18 protein-coding genes and 1 pseudogene are annotated in these 17,048 nt (G+C 66.6%); 7 read left to right on the plus strand and 12 right to left on the minus strand.

Features of this window, described 5'->3' with window-relative positions; all coding sequences use genetic code 11:
- Window positions 1-41 precede the first annotated feature (41 nt).
- On the plus strand, window positions 42-1,061 hold the full coding sequence (locus B141_RS0131085; RefSeq protein WP_020579102.1) for a LacI family DNA-binding transcriptional regulator: 1,020 nt from the start codon (window positions 42-44) through the stop codon (window positions 1,059-1,061).
- Here the strand turns inward: B141_RS0131085 and sthA are convergent.
- From sthA to B141_RS0131110, 4 genes are all read right to left on the minus strand, one after another.
- A complete protein-coding gene (sthA, locus tag B141_RS0131090; RefSeq protein ID WP_020579103.1) occupies window positions 1,045-2,481 on the minus strand; it encodes a Si-specific NAD(P)(+) transhydrogenase in 1,437 nt (478 codons plus the stop codon). The genes B141_RS0131085 and sthA overlap by 17 nt on opposite strands.
- 82 nt (window positions 2,482-2,563) lie before the next feature.
- The gene (locus B141_RS0131100) at window positions 2,564-3,367 is read right to left on the minus strand and encodes an ABC transporter permease (RefSeq protein ID WP_020579104.1); all 804 of its coding nucleotides are present in this window, start codon (window positions 3,365-3,367) and stop codon (window positions 2,564-2,566) included.
- The gene (locus B141_RS0131105; RefSeq protein ID WP_020579105.1) at window positions 3,360-4,334 is read right to left on the minus strand and encodes an ATP-binding cassette domain-containing protein; all 975 of its coding nucleotides are present in this window, start codon (window positions 4,332-4,334) and stop codon (window positions 3,360-3,362) included. The genes B141_RS0131100 and B141_RS0131105 overlap by 8 nt, the downstream gene beginning before the upstream one ends.
- 320 nt (window positions 4,335-4,654) lie before the next feature.
- On the minus strand, window positions 4,655-5,356 hold the full coding sequence (locus tag B141_RS0131110; RefSeq protein ID WP_020579106.1) for a PadR family transcriptional regulator: 702 nt from the start codon (window positions 5,354-5,356) through the stop codon (window positions 4,655-4,657).
- 119 nt (window positions 5,357-5,475) lie between these two features.
- Here B141_RS0131110 and B141_RS0131115 point away from each other — a divergent pair, with 119 nt between their 5' ends.
- Complete coding sequence (locus tag B141_RS0131115; RefSeq protein ID WP_020579107.1) at window positions 5,476-5,916, plus strand: hypothetical protein; 441 nt, start codon at window positions 5,476-5,478, stop codon at window positions 5,914-5,916.
- Between the two features lie 361 nt (window positions 5,917-6,277).
- On the opposite strand, the gene B141_RS0131120 is transcribed toward B141_RS0131115, so the two are convergent.
- Entirely contained in the window at window positions 6,278-7,072 is a 795-nt protein-coding gene (locus B141_RS0131120; RefSeq protein WP_020579108.1) for an alpha/beta fold hydrolase, read from the minus strand.
- Window positions 7,073-7,181: 109 nt separating this feature from the next.
- Here B141_RS0131120 and B141_RS43780 point away from each other — a divergent pair, with 109 nt between their 5' ends.
- The gene (locus tag B141_RS43780; RefSeq protein ID WP_051114231.1) at window positions 7,182-7,853 is read left to right on the plus strand and encodes a winged helix-turn-helix transcriptional regulator; all 672 of its coding nucleotides are present in this window, start codon (window positions 7,182-7,184) and stop codon (window positions 7,851-7,853) included.
- A 15-nt stretch (window positions 7,854-7,868) separates the two neighbouring features.
- Here B141_RS43780 and B141_RS0131130 read toward each other — a convergent pair whose 3' ends face one another.
- From B141_RS0131130 to B141_RS0131155, 6 genes are all read right to left on the minus strand, one after another.
- Entirely contained in the window at window positions 7,869-8,492 is a 624-nt protein-coding gene (locus B141_RS0131130; RefSeq protein ID WP_020579110.1) for a maleylpyruvate isomerase family mycothiol-dependent enzyme, read from the minus strand.
- 295 nt (window positions 8,493-8,787) lie between these two features.
- Entirely contained in the window at window positions 8,788-10,071 is a 1,284-nt protein-coding gene (locus B141_RS46425; protein WP_084678640.1) for an HNH endonuclease signature motif containing protein, read from the minus strand.
- 340 nt (window positions 10,072-10,411) lie between these two features.
- Entirely contained in the window at window positions 10,412-11,653 is a 1,242-nt protein-coding gene (locus B141_RS43790) for an FAD-dependent oxidoreductase (protein WP_020579112.1), read from the minus strand.
- Window positions 11,650-12,297 (minus strand): PadR family transcriptional regulator, encoded by a 648-nt coding sequence (locus B141_RS0131145; RefSeq protein WP_020579113.1) that lies wholly within the window; start codon window positions 12,295-12,297, stop codon window positions 11,650-11,652. The genes B141_RS43790 and B141_RS0131145 overlap by 4 nt, the downstream gene beginning before the upstream one ends.
- Before the next feature lie 98 nt (window positions 12,298-12,395).
- A complete protein-coding gene (locus B141_RS0131150; RefSeq protein WP_026257713.1) occupies window positions 12,396-12,935 on the minus strand; it encodes a kinase in 540 nt (179 codons plus the stop codon).
- Between the two features lie 182 nt (window positions 12,936-13,117).
- On the minus strand, window positions 13,118-13,315 hold the full coding sequence (locus B141_RS0131155; protein ID WP_026257714.1) for a PNPOx family protein: 198 nt from the start codon (window positions 13,313-13,315) through the stop codon (window positions 13,118-13,120).
- Window positions 13,316-13,359: 44 nt separating this feature from the next.
- On the opposite strand from B141_RS0131155, the gene B141_RS0131160 reads away from it, so the two are divergent.
- Genes B141_RS0131160 through B141_RS0131170 form a run of 3 tightly spaced genes read left to right on the plus strand, consistent with a single transcriptional unit; the run spans window position 13,360 to window position 15,130 of the window.
- Window positions 13,360-13,626: a hypothetical protein gene (locus B141_RS0131160; protein ID WP_020579115.1), complete on the plus strand. Its 267-nt coding sequence runs from the start codon at window positions 13,360-13,362 to the stop codon at window positions 13,624-13,626.
- Window positions 13,623-14,300 carry an HAD family hydrolase gene (locus B141_RS0131165; RefSeq protein ID WP_020579116.1) on the plus strand — a complete coding sequence of 226 codons (678 nt, stop codon included), beginning with the start codon at window positions 13,623-13,625 and terminating at the stop codon, window positions 14,298-14,300. The genes B141_RS0131160 and B141_RS0131165 overlap by 4 nt, the downstream gene beginning before the upstream one ends.
- Window positions 14,297-15,130, plus strand: a complete 834-nt coding sequence (locus B141_RS0131170; protein ID WP_020579117.1) for a phosphotransferase — start codon at window positions 14,297-14,299, stop codon at window positions 15,128-15,130. Before B141_RS0131165 ends, B141_RS0131170 begins: the two co-directional genes overlap by 4 nt.
- Before the next feature lie 531 nt (window positions 15,131-15,661).
- Here the strand turns inward: B141_RS0131170 and B141_RS43795 are convergent.
- Window positions 15,662-16,570 carry an aminoglycoside phosphotransferase family protein gene (locus B141_RS43795; RefSeq protein ID WP_020579118.1) on the minus strand — a complete coding sequence of 303 codons (909 nt, stop codon included), beginning with the start codon at window positions 16,568-16,570 and terminating at the stop codon, window positions 15,662-15,664.
- A 275-nt stretch (window positions 16,571-16,845) separates the two neighbouring features.
- On the opposite strand from B141_RS43795, the pseudogene B141_RS51850 reads away from it, so the two are divergent.
- Window positions 16,846-17,048 (plus strand): annotated as a pseudogene (locus B141_RS51850) (hypothetical protein); the annotation flags it as partial.

Raw genomic sequence — 17,048 nt, forward strand, 5'->3', positions numbered from 1 at the left:
GCGGGCCGGCACGGCGCTCCCACCGACCGGACGGGGAGAAGGTGGCCAAGCGGCACAAGGCGACCGCCAGGGATGTGGCGCGGCTGGCGGGAGTATCCCGCAGCGCGGTGTCGATGGTGCTCAACGGACACGGGGACAAGATGATCTCCGCGGAGAAGCAGGACGCCATCCGAAGCGCTGCCGCCGAGTTGCACTACGCGCCGGACCGGGTTGCGCGTTCGCTGCGTAACCGGCAGACGCACACCCTCGGGGTGGTCACCGACTGGATCGCGACCTCTGCACACGCGGGCGCGCTGCTCGCCGGGGCCACGGACGCCGCGATGGCGGCCGGGTACGTGCTGTTGATCATCGACACCCAGAACGATTCGGACCGGGAGCGCACCTCGTACGCCACCCTGGCCGACCGCCAGGTCGACGGATGGCTCTTCGCCGCGATGTCCATGACGAGTTATCCGGTACCGGATCAGTTCACGACGATGCCGGGGCTGCTGGCGAACGCGCTGCCCACCGGCCGCCAGGTGGCCGCGGTCGTCGCCGACGAGGTGTCCGGCGGCGGCGCCGCGGCCCAGGTGCTGGTCGATCACGGCCATCGCCGGATCGCCGCGCTCACCGGCACCGACGGGATCGCGGTGGACCTGCGTAACCGGGGCCTGCGCTCGGTGGTCGACACCACCGGGGTCGAGTGCAGGATGATCCCCGCCGGTTGGGACATCACCGCCGGCTACCAGGCCGGAACCCAGGTGCTGGACGCACCCGACCGGCCCACCGGGATCCTGTGTGCCAACGACCGGGTGGCGCTCGGGGTGATCATGGCGGCGTACCGGCTCGGGCTGCAGGTGCCCGACGACGTGTCGGTCGTCGGGTACGACGACGACCCGAACGTCGCCCCCGTATCCGTCCCCGGCATCACCACCCTCGCCCTGCCACACCGGGAGATCGGCGAGCAGGCCGTGCGGTTGCTGCTCCGGGCCGTCGAGGAAGACGACCCCGCCCCGGTCGACACCGTGGTGGAACTGCCGTGCCGACTGATCAAGCGTGGATCGGTCAGCACGCCCCGATGACGCCCTCGACCGTCAGTCGCTCGACGGCGCGCAGTTTGTTGGCCACGTCGAGGGCGGCGACCTTGTAGGCCTCGGACAGCGTCGGGTAGTTGAGGACGGTGTCGACCAGGTAGTCGACGGTGCCGCCGCAGCCCATGATCGCCTGGCCGATGTGCACAAGTTCGGTGGCGGCGGTGCCGAACACGTGCACGCCGAGGATCTCCCGAGTTTCGGTGTGCACGATCAGTTTCAGCATGCCGTACGAATCGCCGACGATCTGCCCGCGGGCGAGTTCCCGATAGCGCGAGATGCCGACCTCGAACGGCACCGCTTCGTCGGTGAGTTGTAACTCGGTCCGGCCGCAGTAGGAGATCTCCGGGATGGTGTAGATGCCGATCGGCTGCAGGTGGTGCAGCTCGTTGGCCGGCTCACCGAAGGCGTGCGCGGCGGCGAGCCGACCCTGGTCCATCGAGGTCGCTGCCAGCGCCGGGAAACCGATGACGTCGCCGACGGCGTAGATGTGCGGGACCGTCGTACGGTAGTCGCCGTCGACCCGCAGACGCCCGCGCTGGTCCGCGGTCAGGCCGGCCTGGTCCAGCCCGAGCGCGGCGGTGTTCCCCTGCCGGCCGGCGGAGTACATCACCACCTCGGCGGCGATCCGCTTGCCGGAGGCGAGGGTGGTGATCGTGCCGCGCCCGGAGCTGGCGACCGACGCGACCTCCTCGCCGAACCGGAACGACATGCCCAGGTCGCGCAGGTGGAACTTGAGCGATTCGACAATCTCGGGGTCGCAGAAGTCGAGAATCTGCGGCCGCTTCTCCACCAGCGTCACCCGGGTGCCGAGGGCGGCGAAGATGGAGGCGTACTCCACCCCGATCACGCCGGCCCCGACCACCACCAGCGAGTCGGGAACCCTTTCCAGGGTGAGGATCTGGTCGGAGTCGAGCACCCGGACGCCGTCGAACTCGATGTGGGGCGGACGCGCCGGGGTGGTGCCGGTCGCGACGACGATGATGTCGGCGGTGACCGTACGATCACCGGTGCTGCCTTCGCCCTGGACGGCGAGGGTGTGCGGGTCGACGAACCGTCCGGTGCCGGCGATCAGCTCGATGTGGTTGCGCATCAGTTGGGACCGGATCACCTCGATCTCGCGCCCGACTACGTGCTGCAGTCGGCTGGTGAGGTCGGTGATCGCGATGTCGCTCTTCACTCGGTACGACGCGCCGTACAGCTCGCGCATCTGCAACCCGGTGAGATAGACCACAGCCTCGCGCATCGTCTTGGACGGGATGGTGCCGGTCTGCAGGCACACCCCGCCGATCATCTGGGTGCGCTCGATCACGCACACCCGCTTGCCGAGCTTGGCGGCCATGATCGCCGCCTTCTGGCCGCCAGGCCCGGAGCCGATCACCGCGAGGTCGAAGTCGTAGCCCTGGTTCACCCGCCCAGGGTGACAGAGCGGTTCGCGGTGCGGAAGGTGCCGATCAGCAGCGAGCGATCGGCAGGGCCGCCGCGCACACCCTTCAGACCGATCGTCGGTAGGCGGTGAACGCGCGGGTGGCGAGCCAGGCGAGGACGCCCGCCATGATCACCAGGTAGCCGCAATGAGCGAGGACGTCGCCCCAGTCGGGGTCGGCCGACAGTGCGCCCCGGCTGACCGACACCGCCCAGTCGACCGGATTGAACCTCGCGACGCTTCGGATCCAGCCCGGTGCGACGCTTTCTGCCACGAGGGCCGAGGACAGGAAGGACAACGGCAGGGTGAAGAACTGCGCGACCGCGATCAGGGATTCGCGTTGCCGTACCAGCAGCGCGACCGTGCAGGAGAACGACCCGAACCCGATGGCGAGCAGGACCGCGGCGACGATCGTCATGAGCACACCGATAACTCCGCCGTCGTATCTCGCACCCAATGCGACGCCGACGAGAACGACGATGAGCGCCTGGACAGCGAGACTGACCGCGATGTGGGCCAGCTTGCCTGTCAGGATCGCGCCCCGCTTGGTCGGTGACACGAGCAGGCGATTCATGACGCCGCGTTCCATGTCGTCGATCAGGCCCATGCCGGTCCAGGCGCTGGCGAAAAGCGCGGTCATGACGACGATGCCGGGTGTCATGAAGCCGATGTAGGAGCCTCCTCCGAAACCCGGAATCTCCACCACCCGCTTGAAAAGCTGCCCGAACAGCAGGAGCCACACCATGGGCTGGACGAGCGTCACCGCGATGTAGAAAGGCTGCCGCATCAGCGCGCGGACCTCCCGCAAGGTGAGGTTGCCCGCCTGGACAAGCGCCGCGCTCGCGTTGTGTTGGATGCTGCGTTCACTCACCGGGAACCTCCATCTCCGTTGTCGCGCTGGCCTGTGCCTGGTGGTGGCTGTCGTCGCCGAACGGTCGTCCGGCGTACCGTAGATAGACGTCATCGAGGGAGGGGCGGGAGATCGTCACCGACGTGACTGCCACGCCGGCGGACTCCAGAGCGGCGAGCACGCCGGGCACGGCACTCGCGCCATGGTCGACCCGGGCGCGCACGGTCGTACCCTCCACCACGATCTCGCGGACCCCGCCGAGCCGCACGAGTGTCGTACGAACGTGATCGTCAACCCCGGCTTGCGTGAGCTCGACCTGGATCGCGTCACCGCGGAGCTCACTCTTGAGATCGTTGGGGCTTCCCTGCGCGACCAACCGGCCGTGGTCGATGATCGCCAGTTGGCTTGCGAGTTGGTCGGCCTCGTCGAGGTAGTGGGTGGTGAGCAGGATGGTGACGTCCTCGTCGGCGGCCAGCCGTGAGATCTCGCTCCACATGCTTGCGCGTGCCTCAGGGTCCAGCCCGGTGGTTGGCTCGTCCAGGAACAACACCTTCGGCCGATGGATCAGTCCGAGCGCCACGTCAAGCTTGCGTTGCATCCCGCCGGAGTAGCCGCGGGCCTGCCGGCTGGCGACCTTGCCCAACCCGAAATGGTCAAGCAGGGCTTGGCTTCGGGACCTGAGCTCGCGATGGGGTACGCCGTAAAGGCGGCCTTGCAGGTGGAGGTTCTCCCGTGCGGTCGCCTCGGGGTCGAACTGCGGCTTCTGGGAAACGTAACCGATCAGCCGGCGGACCTGGTCGGGTTGTTGGAGTACGTCGATGCCGGCCACCTCGGCTGACCCGCTGTCGGGGCGGGAGAGCGTGGTGAGGATCTTGACGGTGGTGGACTTTCCGGCGCCGTTCGGGCCGAGCAGGCCGAAGATCGTGCCGGTCTCGACCGTGAAGCTGATGCCGGCCAGAGCCCGGACCTTGCCGGCGTAGGTTTTCACGAGGTCGCGGAGGTGGATGGCGGGCGGGAGCCTGGCGCCGCGTCGCGCGGGGACGCCAGGAGACCCGGGTGGTTGGACATGGTGGGTGAACCTTCCCGTGGTTTCGGTAGGGATGGTCCGTCCCGCGCATCGGCGGCCTCGCCGGTGAAGCGTCCGGCCGCGAAGGTGGCGCCGATGCCAACCGGGTGCCGGGCGTTCTACAGTGACAGTGCGTTCTTCGGGTCGCGAGGTTCCTTTTGCGGGGAGCGGACCGATCTGGGGATCCTGGCCTCGGCTGGGTGTTGCCGCACCCGGCCGAGGCCTCTTTGTATGTCGTACGCCTACGTGGCTTTCCTTGCGTTCGCCTTCCTGGGCGGTCGGGGCGTCTGGGAGGCTGGATCGCCTTCTGGTGCAGGGTTTTCGCCGCTGGTAAGCCGAGCATCGGAGTCGGCGTCGGTCGTATGGAACCTTCGCCACTCCCCGATGCCCTCCAGCGAACCGTCCCGGATGTCGCGGACAAGTCGGCGGGTCCACGCCAGGTCAGTCTCGAGGTGGGCGCGGACGTAGTCCCATTCGATCCAGTACAGCCGGGGGAGGTCCGCCCCGCCGGGACCAAGGACCGCGTCGGAGGCGGCGAGCGTCTCCTCGAGGTGCTCGCAGCGCCGCTCCAGAAGGTTCGCCACCTCGTCTGGCGGCAGACCCGGCAGCAGGGAGAGTCCGGCCTCGAACTGCGTGTACTCCTTGACCGGCGTACTCAGAAGTTCGGCGAGCCAGTCCTCGAACTCCGCCTGGCCGGCGGGGGTCGCGCGGTAGATCGTGCGTTCAGGCCGCTGCCCTTCGCGAACCGTCTCCTGGCTCTCGATCAGGCCATGGGTCATGAGCTTGTCGACGACCGAATAGAGGGAACCGTAGTTGAGCCTGATGCTGCCCTCCTTGTTGCGCTGCCGCAGTGTCCGGGACATCTCGTAGGGATGCATCGGCCGCTCGCGGAGGAGCGAGAGCACCGCGAGCGCCAGAGGGTTGGAGACCTTGCGTCGCGTCATGCTTCCGCTCCACGTTCCGGCTCGAAGGGGTGGTTCCCCGGTTCAACGACCGTTCTTGACTCGAATACTCTACGTCGAGTATTCGAGTGTGGATATAACTTGTCAACCCGATCCACCCGTTGAGCCTGGTAGCGTCGCGCTGGGATCTGATCTGGGCCCTGGCCTGCCTCCAACCATTCGGTCCAGACATTGCCGCGGCTGAGCCACTACTGGATCACCTCGGCTGGTCGGCCGCCGAGCGAGCCGAACTCGCGGCTGGGCTGACCCGGCTGCTGTCGGATCCGGCAACGCCGGAGGAGTGGGTCGCCCACGACGCGGTGGCGCTCGGCCGCGGGCTACCGGTCGGGTCGTGGATCACTCCGATGGGAGTTCGTTCGGCGGGTGATCGGGAGGCCGTGCCGCCTCGGTCAGAAGGTAGCCCCACGGCCGCCCGGCAGACCGTCATCTGCGATCTGGCCGACCGGGTGATGGAACTCCTGAGGTGTAGGCGGGATCGGAGCGGTCTGGGATCGGGCCGCGTTGCGGCGGGAACTTCTGCATCCGCTCGGCCCAGGCGGTGACCGACTGGTGCGCACAGGCTCTTGGGATGGGTGGACTCGCCGCTCGCTGCTTGACCGGCCGCGGCTTGCCGTACCGGACCGCTCGGTCGCAGTGGTCGACGGTGCCATGCTGCTCGCCGAGCCGGAACTGGACGGTCTCTGGGATCTGCGGATCTGGGTGTACGCCGCTACAAACCTTCGACGCGAACGCATGGTCATCCGGGACGCTCTGTGGGCTGACGACCCAAACCCTGACGCTCTGCGTCGCCAATTCGACTCCCGCTATCGGCCCGACGAAGACGCCTATGAGCGCGCCCGCCGCCCGGACCAGACGGCGAGCTGGTCTGGATCCAGGTCGAGCATCCAGACAACCCAGGCTGGTTCAACCGCTGAAGAAGCTCGTCAGGATTGGTGCCATCGCTTTCGCGTCTACCATGTGTGTCTGGCCCTCGACGACGAGTTGGTGGGCGTGCGGGATGCTCGCGGTGATAGCGTCCGCGGCCCGGGGGAAGAAGTCTGACCCGAGCCCACTGGTGTGCGGGTCGTACCCTCCGCCGATGGCGACGAGGGTCGGCTGGGTGATGGTGGCGAGTCGAGCGACTGGCGGCGGCCCTAAGGTACCGAAGCCGCGCGACAGCGTGTGCGCGAGGTCTTCGAGAGCGGGCCACATCGGCGATGCCGCGGCACCTGCGATGTCCTCCTCGGATCCGCCTGCGGTACGCATGAACAGGCGAAGCGCGTCACCTCGACGGCCGTCCGCGAGCAGCGCGTCCAGCTCGTCGAAGTAGGCCTTCTGGCGTTGCGGCGCGTCATCGGCGGTGTTGTACGGCACCTCGTAGACAGCGAGCCGGGTGATCGATGCTCCAGCGGCAGCCGCTTCCAATGCCAGTCCTCCGCCTGCCGACACGCCGTACACGTGCGCGGACCCTCCGGCCAGCGCGATGACTGCGTCGAGATCCTCCAGCTCGCGCTCCATCGACCACGGCGGTGTGTCACCGCTCTTGCCCGTGCCACGCCGGGCGTAGTTGTAGACGGTGAAGTCCTTGGACAGTTCCACGGCCAGGGGCGCGTTCTCTGACCCGTCGTCCAGGCCACCGGCGACCAGGATGACCGCCGGGCCGGCTCCCTGACAGGTGTAGTCGATGAGCGTGCCATCAGCGGACGCAACGTTGCTCATGTGGCAGTCCCTCCTCGGTGTGGCTCATAGTCGTTGACCGTAGACCATCGCGGTTAGGTTTCACAACCATGAAGTCATGTTGTCTAACTAATGGGGTAGCCTGCGTTGTGTGGAAGCTCGGCGTAGTTATGGCGAAGGGTGCGCTGCGGCGCACGCGTTGGATCTTGTTGGCGAGCGTTGGGCGTTGCTGGTCGTGCGTGAGCTGCTGCTCGGCCCGAAGCGCTTCGCGGATTTGCGAGTCGGGATCCACCGGATCAGCGGCAATCTGTTGGCGCAGCGCCTGCGTGAGCTCGAAAACGCCGGGGTGCTGCGGCGACGAACGATGCCGCCGCCGGTCGGCGCCCAGGTGTACGAGCTGACCGAATGGGGCAGGCAGCTTGAGCCGCTCCTTGTCCACCTCGGCCGCTGGGGTAGCCGTTCACCGGTTTTGCCGATTGGCGCACCCATGAGCGTCGACTCGCAGGTCCTCGCCCTCAAGTCCCTGTTCGACCCGGACGCGGCAGGGGACCTCGCCCTGGACGCGGAGCTGCAGCTGGGGGCAGACGTCTTCCACATCCATGTTCATGAAGGCCGGATGGGCCTGAGCCGGGGAGCACCGAACCAGCCGTCGGCCGTGATTCGCACCAGCCGCGAGGTCTGGGCGGCACTGATCTTCGACCGGCTACCCCTCGCCGACGCCCTTCACGCAGGCGCCGTGCACCTCGACGGTGACCAGCACATCGTCGAACGTCTCATCGGTTGCGTCGGGCCACCGGCCACAGCGTGCCAAGGGTCGCCGTGACGGCGCCCGAACGAATCACCGATCAAGTCGTCGTTGGAGGACTGCGGCACCCGGTCCGGTCAGTTCCTGAGCTACGGTCGGGCGCCCGGCAAGCACCATGAGGACCGCTTCGGCGGTGCCACGAGCCTCAGGACCCCGGCCGTAGCTCCAGTCGAGATCGGTGGCGATGAGTCGAGTGCCTCGGGCGTGCCAGAACCCGCGGAGTGGTGGCGCCTTCGTCGCGAAGGGCAGTGCATAGCGGAGACGTTCGGCGGGGATCGTGCGCTGCAGGCCGAGTGGCCGTCGAATGTCCTGGTGATGGATCAATGCGTCTACCAGACCGACGCCACCGCTGAACCCGGCTGTGCTGCCAGTGGGTGTCAGATGGCCATGGAGAAAGCCAATCAGTTCAGCTGGCTGAAGATGCCTGTACTCGGCCATCGCCACATCGTTGAGGCGGCCGAGTCGAAACTTCGCCGTCCGCAGTCGGCGAATGAGGTCGGCCATGTTGTGTTCCTCGTAGCTGATCATGTGGGAGACGACATCGCGGACCGACCAGCGGCTGCACAAGGTCGGACTATCCCACTGATCCGGGGTGAGCGTCTTCAGGAACGTTGCCAGATCTGTGCGTTCGGCTCGGGCCATGTCCATCGGGTTCATGCTGCGGATTCCCTTCAGGTAACGGCGACAACTGTTCCCAGACGGGCACTACACATAATCACGCGATCGTCCGCATGCATAGTACTGCAGCCGTAGATCGTGACCTTGGCTGAGTTCCCTTGTTGCTAAGGGTTCTGGGGCGTGGCGGGTTGGTGGGTGGGGGTTGGTGGGAGAGAATGTTGGGCGCGCTGATGGGCCGCGCGAGGTGCATGATGTGGCGGTCTGGGACCAGTGGCACACCGAACGCTGGAGCCGATACCGGCGACACCAGTATCACGATCTGCGGCTGTAGTTATTAGGTGCGGATGGGGTGTTGGTTGATGTCGATCCAGGGTGGGGGTATGTATTCGGGTCTGCCGTTTGGTCCCGTGCGGGCTTGCCAGTCGCTGTTGTGGATGAGGTTGTGGTGGGCTCCGCAGAGGAGGACGTCGTTGTTGAGATCGGTGAGGCCTCCGTCTGCCCAATGGGTTATGTGGTGGGCATCGCACCATTTGGCGGGGCGGTCGCGCGCCGGGAAGTTGCATTCCATGCTGTCGCGGATGCCTAGGGCGTGGCGTTGGGCGGCGGTGAAGAAGCGGGTCGTACGTCCCAGGTCCAGCACCTGACCTTTGCCGTCGAGAACGGCGGGAATGACGTCGGCATCGCAGGCCAGGAGTCTCGCGGTTTCAGCCGAGATTTGCTCGCCGCTGTCGAGGGTGGCGTAGCCGATCCCGGTGACGAGTTGGGCCAGTGTCATGGTGATGATGATCTGTGGCTTCGTCCCACCCCGGGTGGGTGCCTCTCCCGCCGCCAATGTGAGGTCGAGGAGTTCGACGAAGGCGTCGCCCAGTCGGCGGGAGGCGGTGCGGGTGTCGGGTCCGTTCGCGTCGGTCTTCCGTGGCCGCGCCAGTGGGTCGAGCAGTGCTTTGAGCCGTGCCATCTCATCAACCGGCAGTTGAACGCGGGCGGACTGCAAACCTGGGCCGGAGTGGGAGAACGTGATCGATCGCTTCTGCTCCGCCCGCTTCCGCTCTCGTTCCAGTTGCTCGCCCAGCCGCCGTTCGGCATCTTCGGGGTCGATCGTCTCGTACAGGTGGATCCCCAGCTGCCGTAGCTCTTTCGGGTCGTGCTGGGTCGCCAACTGCAGTAGACGCGCTTCGCCCTCGCGTTTCTGGTCGTCGCTGATGTCCTTGGGGAGCAGGTTGATCGACTCGCGGATGATCTTGGCGTGAAGCGCCGAGATCCGGCCCGCGGCAAGGGCCTGGCCGGTGGCCTGAAGGTTGGTCTCCAATGCTTTGGCCAGCTTCACATCCGCGCCGACAGCGGAGGGGTGCAGCTTCAGCTTGTGCCGCAGCCACGCCGCCGTCGATGTGGCACCCGCCTGGGAGGCGAGTTCGCGCGTGTCAGCGTCGTGGATGAGCCGCAGCCGCAAGGCCTCAGCCATAGCGACGATCTGGTGCACCTGCTCCAGCCCGTCAGCAGACTCGGCGTCCGTACGTGACCAGACAGGGGAGTTCAACGCCTGAGCAAGCCCGTCCTGGACCATATCCAGCAACCCACGCAGTGGCTGCGTGGGTGGGGCGCCAGTCGTGACATCCATAGGTAGAAAGCTATCGGCGACCACCGACAAAACCCCGCCCGAAAGAGCCCATTCGAAGGCTCCCATGAATGTAATTTTGTGTAGCCATGAATTGCTTTCCGTAACCCCTTGTAAAGGTTCACTAAACGATCCACGGTCCCATTGAATAGGCCGCCGCCCAGGTTGACTGATACCCAAACCAACAACCGAGGTAGGCAGTGGAGACTTTTCCGGGTCAGGACACGGAAAAGTCTCCACTGTCCCGTTTCGCAGCACACGTCAGAACGCGTTGTGTCGCCGCTTCTGCTAGAACGTGTACGTACGAGATGCCATCGATTGCCTCCCCGCGCCTCTCTCCGCACTATGGTCCGTCTGAGCCCGCCGACTTCAAGGACGGCGAACTGGCTCCCACAGCCACGGTGTCCCAGTCGATGTGGAAGTTGTAGGTCTGCTGGTGTGACTTGCTGTTGGCGGTGAGACTGAGGAACAAGGGGGTCATCGCGTCGCGGATGACTCGGCCGACTGGCCCGGCTGCCTTGGCGTTGTTGACTCGGGCTGCCCATTTGATGATCGCCTCGGCGCGCGGCCTGCGAACAGCCTCGAAGCTGGCCAGCGCTTCGCGCGGGGTGGGTGCGTCGCGCAGGCATTTGGCCAGCACGATCGCGTCCTCGATGCTCAGCGAAGCGCCCTGCCCTGAGCTTGGCGATGGGGCGTGCGCGGCGTCGCCGAGGACGACGATCCGGTCGGTGTGCCACCGGGGTAGGCGTGGGAGGGTGTGTACGGCGGTCAGCGGGGTGATTTCGGACGTGGCGTCGATGAGCCGGAGTGCGGGACCCTCATCGTCGGCGAAGGCCGCGGCCAACTGCCGCCGCAGCTGGCCTTCGCTGATCGCCTCGAGCTCGCTGCGGGCGGGCTCGTCGCGGCGCGGCAGGTTGGCGAACCACCACACGTCACCGCCAGGCGCCACGACGTGGCCGAAGAAGGCGCGCTTGCCGAAGATCATCTCGTAGCTGCCGGGCTCGGCATCCATTCGCGCGCCACGCACGTAGCCGCCGGCGTTGAGCAGGCCGGCGTAGGTAGGGGCGGGGGCATCAGGGTCGATGATTCTGCGGGTCGTGGAGTGTACGCCGTCGCAGCCGACGAGGAGGTCGCCAAATGCCTCGCTGCCGTCGGCGAACTTCACTCGGACACCGTCGCTTGTCTCCTCGGCCGCGACCATGCGTCGGTCGAACTCGACCCGCACTCCGCGGGCCTCTGCCTGCTCGTGCAGCGCGCGGTACAGGTCGGCACGGGTCAGAGTGTGGCTTGTGGTTCCGTCTGGCGGGGTGAGCCCGGTGCGGGTCTCGCCCAGCCGCTTGCCAGTGCCGCTACGTAGCACGATTCGCGGCGTCGGGAACCCCGCGGCCAAGGCGGCGGTGTCCGCGCCGAGGACGCGCAGCGCGTCGATGCCGTTGGAGCCGAGGGTAAGAAAGGCTCCGGTGGTCGGCGCTGTGGAGCGGGCCTCGTAGATCACCGGCTCGATGCCTGCCTTCTGCAGGGCGATCGCGGTGACCGGCCCGGCGACGCCACCGCCGACAATCAGTGCGGTACGCACGTGTGTCATGACTCCCCTTCATTAGTCCAGGTGTTCTCAGTGCTCTCGGTGTGGGCTTTGCGCTGGCGGTGGAACTCGGCCCACAACGGACCCCAACCGTCCTGAGGATTGGTGATGCGGTCGACGAACCGCTCGACGAACGCGATCTCCGTGTCGACGATCGCAAGCCGGTAGTCCTCCTCGATCACAAACAGCGGGTGGACATCGGCGGCATGCGCCTGATCAATCTCGGCGAGGATCTCCTTGCGCTGGTCCGCGAGCCGCGCGCTTCGCCGATGAAGCAGGTCGACAACCTCATCGGGTGCCAGCACGCCGATGACGGACAACGCGGCGACAAAACTCGGGAACTCATACCGCGGCTGCTCGACGAGCTCGCGCAACCAGTCGTGCAGCTCCGCCCGGCCCGCGTCCGTGAGTGCGTAGACGGTGCGCTCAGGGCGCTGTCCCTCGCGGGTCGTCTCCTGCGCGGCGACGAATCCCGCCCGTTCGAGTTGCTGCACCACCATGTACAGCGAGCCGTGGTTGAACTTGATGCTGCGTACATCCCGGTTGTCGCGCAACGTCCGGCTCAGCTCGTACGGATGCATCGGACGCTGACTCAGGTACGTCAACACCGCCAGCGCCAGCAGGTTGCCGACCTTCCGCCGCGCCATCCGGCACCTCCCCGATAGTCGTTTAGTTAGAACTGACTATCCAGGGTCGACTGGCCAGTGTCAACTATGGTCAGAGGAGATGCTCATGCGGATCACCATCAGCGTTCGGCGGCCGCTCGCAGGTCCAGCAGCGCCGACTCGGCGAGGATCAGGGCGACCGTGTCAGCGAGCGAGGTGGACTCGTCGACCACCCGCTCGGCGACCGACGGCAGCAGGTCACGGCGTTCGTACCACTCCCGCATCTGGGTGACGGTGAATTCGCTGGCCTCCGGTCGGGTGGCGTGGCGGCGGGCGGTCTCGTCGAACGAGACGTCGAGGTAGTAGAAGAGCGAGACGCCACGGTGGTCGGCATGGAGTCCGGCGAGCATCGTGCCGTACCGCTCGGCGCTCAGGATGCCGTCGAGCACCACGTGGTAGCCGTGGTCGAGGGCGTGCCGAGCAGCGAGGTCGATGAGTCCGATCGCCGGGTTGCCCGGCGTGTCATGGACCCTGAGAACGACCCGGCGAAGGATGTCCTGGCTCACCCAGGCGACGCCTCTGCCGTACGCCGAGCGGATCGCCCGGGCGATCGTGCTCTTCCCCGATCCGGAGTTGCCGCGGACAACGATCAGTCTGGTTTCGTCAGTACCCACCCGCACCTCGCGCAGGCTAGCGGCCCGCGCCGACGGCTCGCGGTTCTGGCACCGCGGCAGCGAGTGGTCAGAACGCGTGAATGCGCCGGCGGGCAAGGCCGCCGGCGCATTCGGTCGGGTGTCAGATCAGCCACCGCTGCTGGCGGACGATGGGCAGCCGCGCCCAGATCCGGCCCAGACCCCAGGTGTTACCCGCCGCGGTCACGGCGATGCGGGAGGTGGCGGACGTCCGCACGAGTACGGCGAAGTCGTGGTCCAGGGTGAATGACCGGGAGGACGGCCGGCAGCGCCCGGTCGGTGTAGACGAGCCGCCCGATCGGGACGAGGGCGGGTAGGCGCAGGCACTCCTGCCGGTCGAGTTCGCGGAAACCCGCGTAGCCGTGCATGCGGCCTTGCGGACCTCGGCCTAGTCAAGTCCGCCTCAGCTGAAGTGCGAGCCCATCAGCTTCCGCCACTCTTCAAGCTGTACGTCCTCAACAACGAGGAAGCCTTCTTCGGCTTCTACTCCATCACCGAACACCCGGTGACGCTTGATGGCGAGTCGGTACCCATCTACGACGTGCTCGGAAAGGATGCATCGCTCTTCCACTTCACCACCAGCGAAGACGACACATCCAACGGTCCGCGCTACGTACAGGAGGCGCGGGCATGGTTCGAGTCGGTGTGGACGACACTCGCCCAGGTCTACAAGCTATGACGGCCGCCGAGTTGGTTCGGGCCAGCAAGGCGATCCTCCTCGATTTCGACGGGCCCGTGTGCGGGGTCTTCGCGGGTCGCCCGGCTTCAGCCGTCGCCTCGCAGCTGCGTCGCCTGTTGGCTGACCGTGGCCTCGGCCCGATGGCCGAGTTCGCTCCGAACCGGGACCCGTTGAAGCTTTTGAGCTGGATTGGGGAACACCATCCCCAGCATGCCGGAGCCGTCGACGACGCCCTAACGGCTGAAGAGACGAGAGCCGTGGAATCGGCCAAGCCCACAGCGCACGCCGACGTGGTGATCAAAGCCGCGGTTCGCACGGGACGCCCCGTCGCGATCGTCAGCAACAACTCAGGAGCGGCCATCAGCCGCTACCTCGCACTGCACGGACTGGCAGACGAGATAGCTCTGATCGTTGGGCGGGCATATGCCGACCCCGGGCGGCTGAAACCGCACCCCTGGGCAGTCGAACAGGCAGTACAGGGGCTAGACGTTCGGGCCGATGATTGCGTTCTGATCGGCGACTCCGTGGCCGACATGCAGGCATCCCGCGTGGCAGGCGTACGCGCCATTGGTTTCTCCAAAGGCGACTTCCGAGGGCCGGCGCTTACCGAGGCCGGCGCCGAAGCGGTCATTGACGACATGGGCACCGTCGAAGCCGCTCTGGAGCAGACGTGACGAGCGCCGAACCCATCGCCGTCCCGGCGAACGTCGCGGTCGCCGTCCGCGAAGAGTGGCCAGATGCTGGGAACGATTGGGCAGAGCAAGTCCTGGAGGAACTGCACGATGTGTGCGGGCGGCACCGCGCAAGACCTATCCGCGTCCTTCCTGCCAGGTACGGCTTCGTAGTCGCAGCAGACGCTTCGGGGCAGGCGCTCATCATTCGCGCGAGCCCCGACCCGGCTGGGCCGAACCAGGCAATGGTGGCGAGCACGCTGGCCGACCTCGGGATCGCACCAAGGCTTCACGAGGTGAGGGTCACCAGGGCCGGCACGTGGACGGTCATGGACCAGGTGCTTCCCGGTACGGCACTGACCGACCTCGAGCTCGCGGCGCCACCGGTTGATGCCCTAGCCGCAGTCATCCGTCCGATGATCGTGTGTGACGTACCGATTCCTGACGTGCCCCGGCTCTCCACCTGGCTGCGTAAACGACTTCATGCCGACCACCTCAGCGACACAGCAGCGAGCCTTGGGCCCGTCTCGCCCGAAGCGCGGCGGGAAGCGCTGCGGATCCTCGACAGCCTGACTAGCAATCCAGCGGACACAGGCATCTGCCACGGCGACACCTCCTGGGGAAACGTCCTCCAGGCTCGCGGAGGCCGGCTCTACCTCATCGACCCGCGAGGCATGCTCGGCGATGTCGCCTACGACGCAGCCGTCCTCGCGCTGAAAGCCGCCAGGCTTGCACCGCCAACCGACGTCGCCAAGCACCTCACCGACCGGGCCGGCCTTGACCTCGATCGCGTCTATGCATGGCTCATCGTTGCCCGCGCCGCCCGAGTCTGATCCACACAGTTGGTCCGGCCGTCGGCACGGACAGAGACCCGCCGCAAGCTTGAGCGCCCCGCCGCATCGCGGTCGGGGCGCTCGAAGTCCGGGGGCCTTCCGACGTTCCGCCCCACCTCCCGTAGGTGCGGCCGGCCGCGGCGAGGGTGGCTTCGCCCGGTAGGTGGACCAGGATGCCTGATCTTGGCTGGCGCCTGCCTGCGCTGTCCACAGGCTCAGCAGCAGCTATGCCTGATCGAACAGACGTTTGAGTTGATCAGCGCTGCCACGCTACGGTGAGTCTCCGCTGAGGGTCGTAATTGGACGAACCTTGGGCAGGGACATCAGGCGACCCTCAGCGGTTCACTTTGCCATCGCCGTCGCGCGGGGAGTAGGGCAGCGTCAACCATCACTCGTGTCTGCTGAACTGACCTGTGCAGATTCAAGGCGCCGCTGACGCGGCGCACCGCCCGGCTACCGCCCTTGCGGGCGGCGCCGGGGCGCCGTCCTCGGGTTCACCGGGCGGCCGAAGGCGACCGTACAGAGTCCGGATCACAGCAGGATGGATGCGGCGCGTATGAACGCGTCGTGCATCGCCTTGTCTCCGATTGACAGGAACCAGGACCCCGCCTGGGTTGCTTGGGCGAACAGCCAGGCCCGAGTCCGATGTCGCTCGAGTCCGAGCCGGTCCGCCAGGGCATCAACTCGCGCGGTGGTTTCAGCCTCGTGCCAGTCGTGTTGGAGGAACCTCGCGGCATCGGACGATGGGTCGCCCGCCATCGAGGAGGGGTCGATGGCCAGCCAACCGCGCTGGGACAGCAGAACGTTGCGCCGATGGAAGTCGCCATGAAGCAGGACAGTGCGACCCGATGCGGCAGGTAGGGAGGTGTACAGCTGGGCGGCCTCGCGAAATGGCCCGGGATCAACAACGTCACCAAACTGGTCGGCACGCTCCTCCATGAGCTGCGCATGGGTGACACAGTTCCTGGCGAGGGTTTCCACGCTATCCGAAGCAGGAACCTCGGCCGCCCACAACTGCGGGAGGACCTCGGCGGCGACGTCATCCGCGTCGGCCGGAGACAGGTCCGCGGCGTCGGTGCCCGGGATACACAGCTCCATCAACGTGGCCCGGATCGCCGGGTCATGAGCGAAGAGCCTCACCGCGCCCCGGCCTCCCCAGGCCCGCAGGGCAGTGACGTGATCATGGGTTACGGGCATCGGCACGGTGATCTGGAGTACCGCCATCTCACCAGAGCTCAGCTTCACCGGAGCGGTCCAGCTCGAATCACCGCCTGAGGCGAACGCGGGAAGCAACGTAAGGTCCCACCTGGTGACACAGGTCGCGATCAGGTCGGGCAGTTCCTGCAGCCAGGCTGCGCCATCGGAGTAATACGACCGGATCCTGTCCGCGAGATCCGGCGGGATGAGGCTGTCCACGTCCCCTGGCTTGGCGTCGGCCACGTCAATGCCCCTTCCAGCTCGGTGGACAATGCGGCGAAACGGCACGCTACAAGCCAGGAAGCCACCCGCGCCAGCCAATTGGGGTTCGCGATGGGCTGACGGCGCCGTGTCGTTCTCCCCCTGACCCCTCATGGGAAGCTGGACTGCCAGCCACTTTCGGGGACACCAGCGACTACTTCGAAGACGAGTATGGAAACGACTAGACGAGTGATTCCTAACTCTGTTCGGTGTGGCTGCTGGGATCTTGACGCGGCGGAGGGTATCGATGTCGTTTTGTGACGAACAACCTCGATACCCTCCTGACCGCACTGTATGTGTACATCGATGATCACGTGGTGGAGGCGCACCAGCGGACGCCGGGTCGGCCGAAGAGACTGACTGATGCCGAGCTGGTCTGTTTGGCGGTTGCCCAGGTTCTGTTGGGTTACCCGTCCCAGCATCACTGGCTGCGCGCCTGCTACGGCCGGCTCGGGCACCT

Source organism: Actinopolymorpha alba DSM 45243 (assembly GCF_000373925.1).
Lineage (GTDB): Bacteria > Actinomycetota > Actinomycetes > Propionibacteriales > Actinopolymorphaceae > Actinopolymorpha > Actinopolymorpha alba.

Excerpts from the sequence above, each read along its gene's own strand:
- B141_RS0131110 (WP_020579106.1), bottom strand. The coding sequence starts at position 5,356 with ATGACGCGACGCAAGGTCTCCAACCCTCTGGCGCTCGCGGTGCTCTCG.
- B141_RS0131120 (WP_020579108.1), bottom strand. The coding sequence starts at position 7,072 with ATGAGCAACGTTGCGTCCGCTGATGGCACGCTCATCGACTACACCTGT.
- B141_RS0131130 (WP_020579110.1), bottom strand. The coding sequence starts at position 8,492 with ATGAACCCGATGGACATGGCCCGAGCCGAACGCACAGATCTGGCAACG.
- B141_RS46425 (WP_084678640.1), bottom strand. The coding sequence starts at position 10,071 with ATGGATGTCACGACTGGCGCCCCACCCACGCAGCCACTGCGTGGGTTG.
- B141_RS43790 (WP_020579112.1), bottom strand. The coding sequence starts at position 11,653 with ATGACACACGTGCGTACCGCACTGATTGTCGGCGGTGGCGTCGCCGGG.
- B141_RS0131145 (WP_020579113.1), bottom strand. The coding sequence starts at position 12,297 with ATGGCGCGGCGGAAGGTCGGCAACCTGCTGGCGCTGGCGGTGTTGACG.
- B141_RS0131155 (WP_026257714.1), bottom strand. The coding sequence starts at position 13,315 with ATGCACGGCTACGCGGGTTTCCGCGAACTCGACCGGCAGGAGTGCCTG.
- B141_RS0131165 (WP_020579116.1), top strand. The coding sequence starts at position 13,623 with ATGACGGCCGCCGAGTTGGTTCGGGCCAGCAAGGCGATCCTCCTCGAT.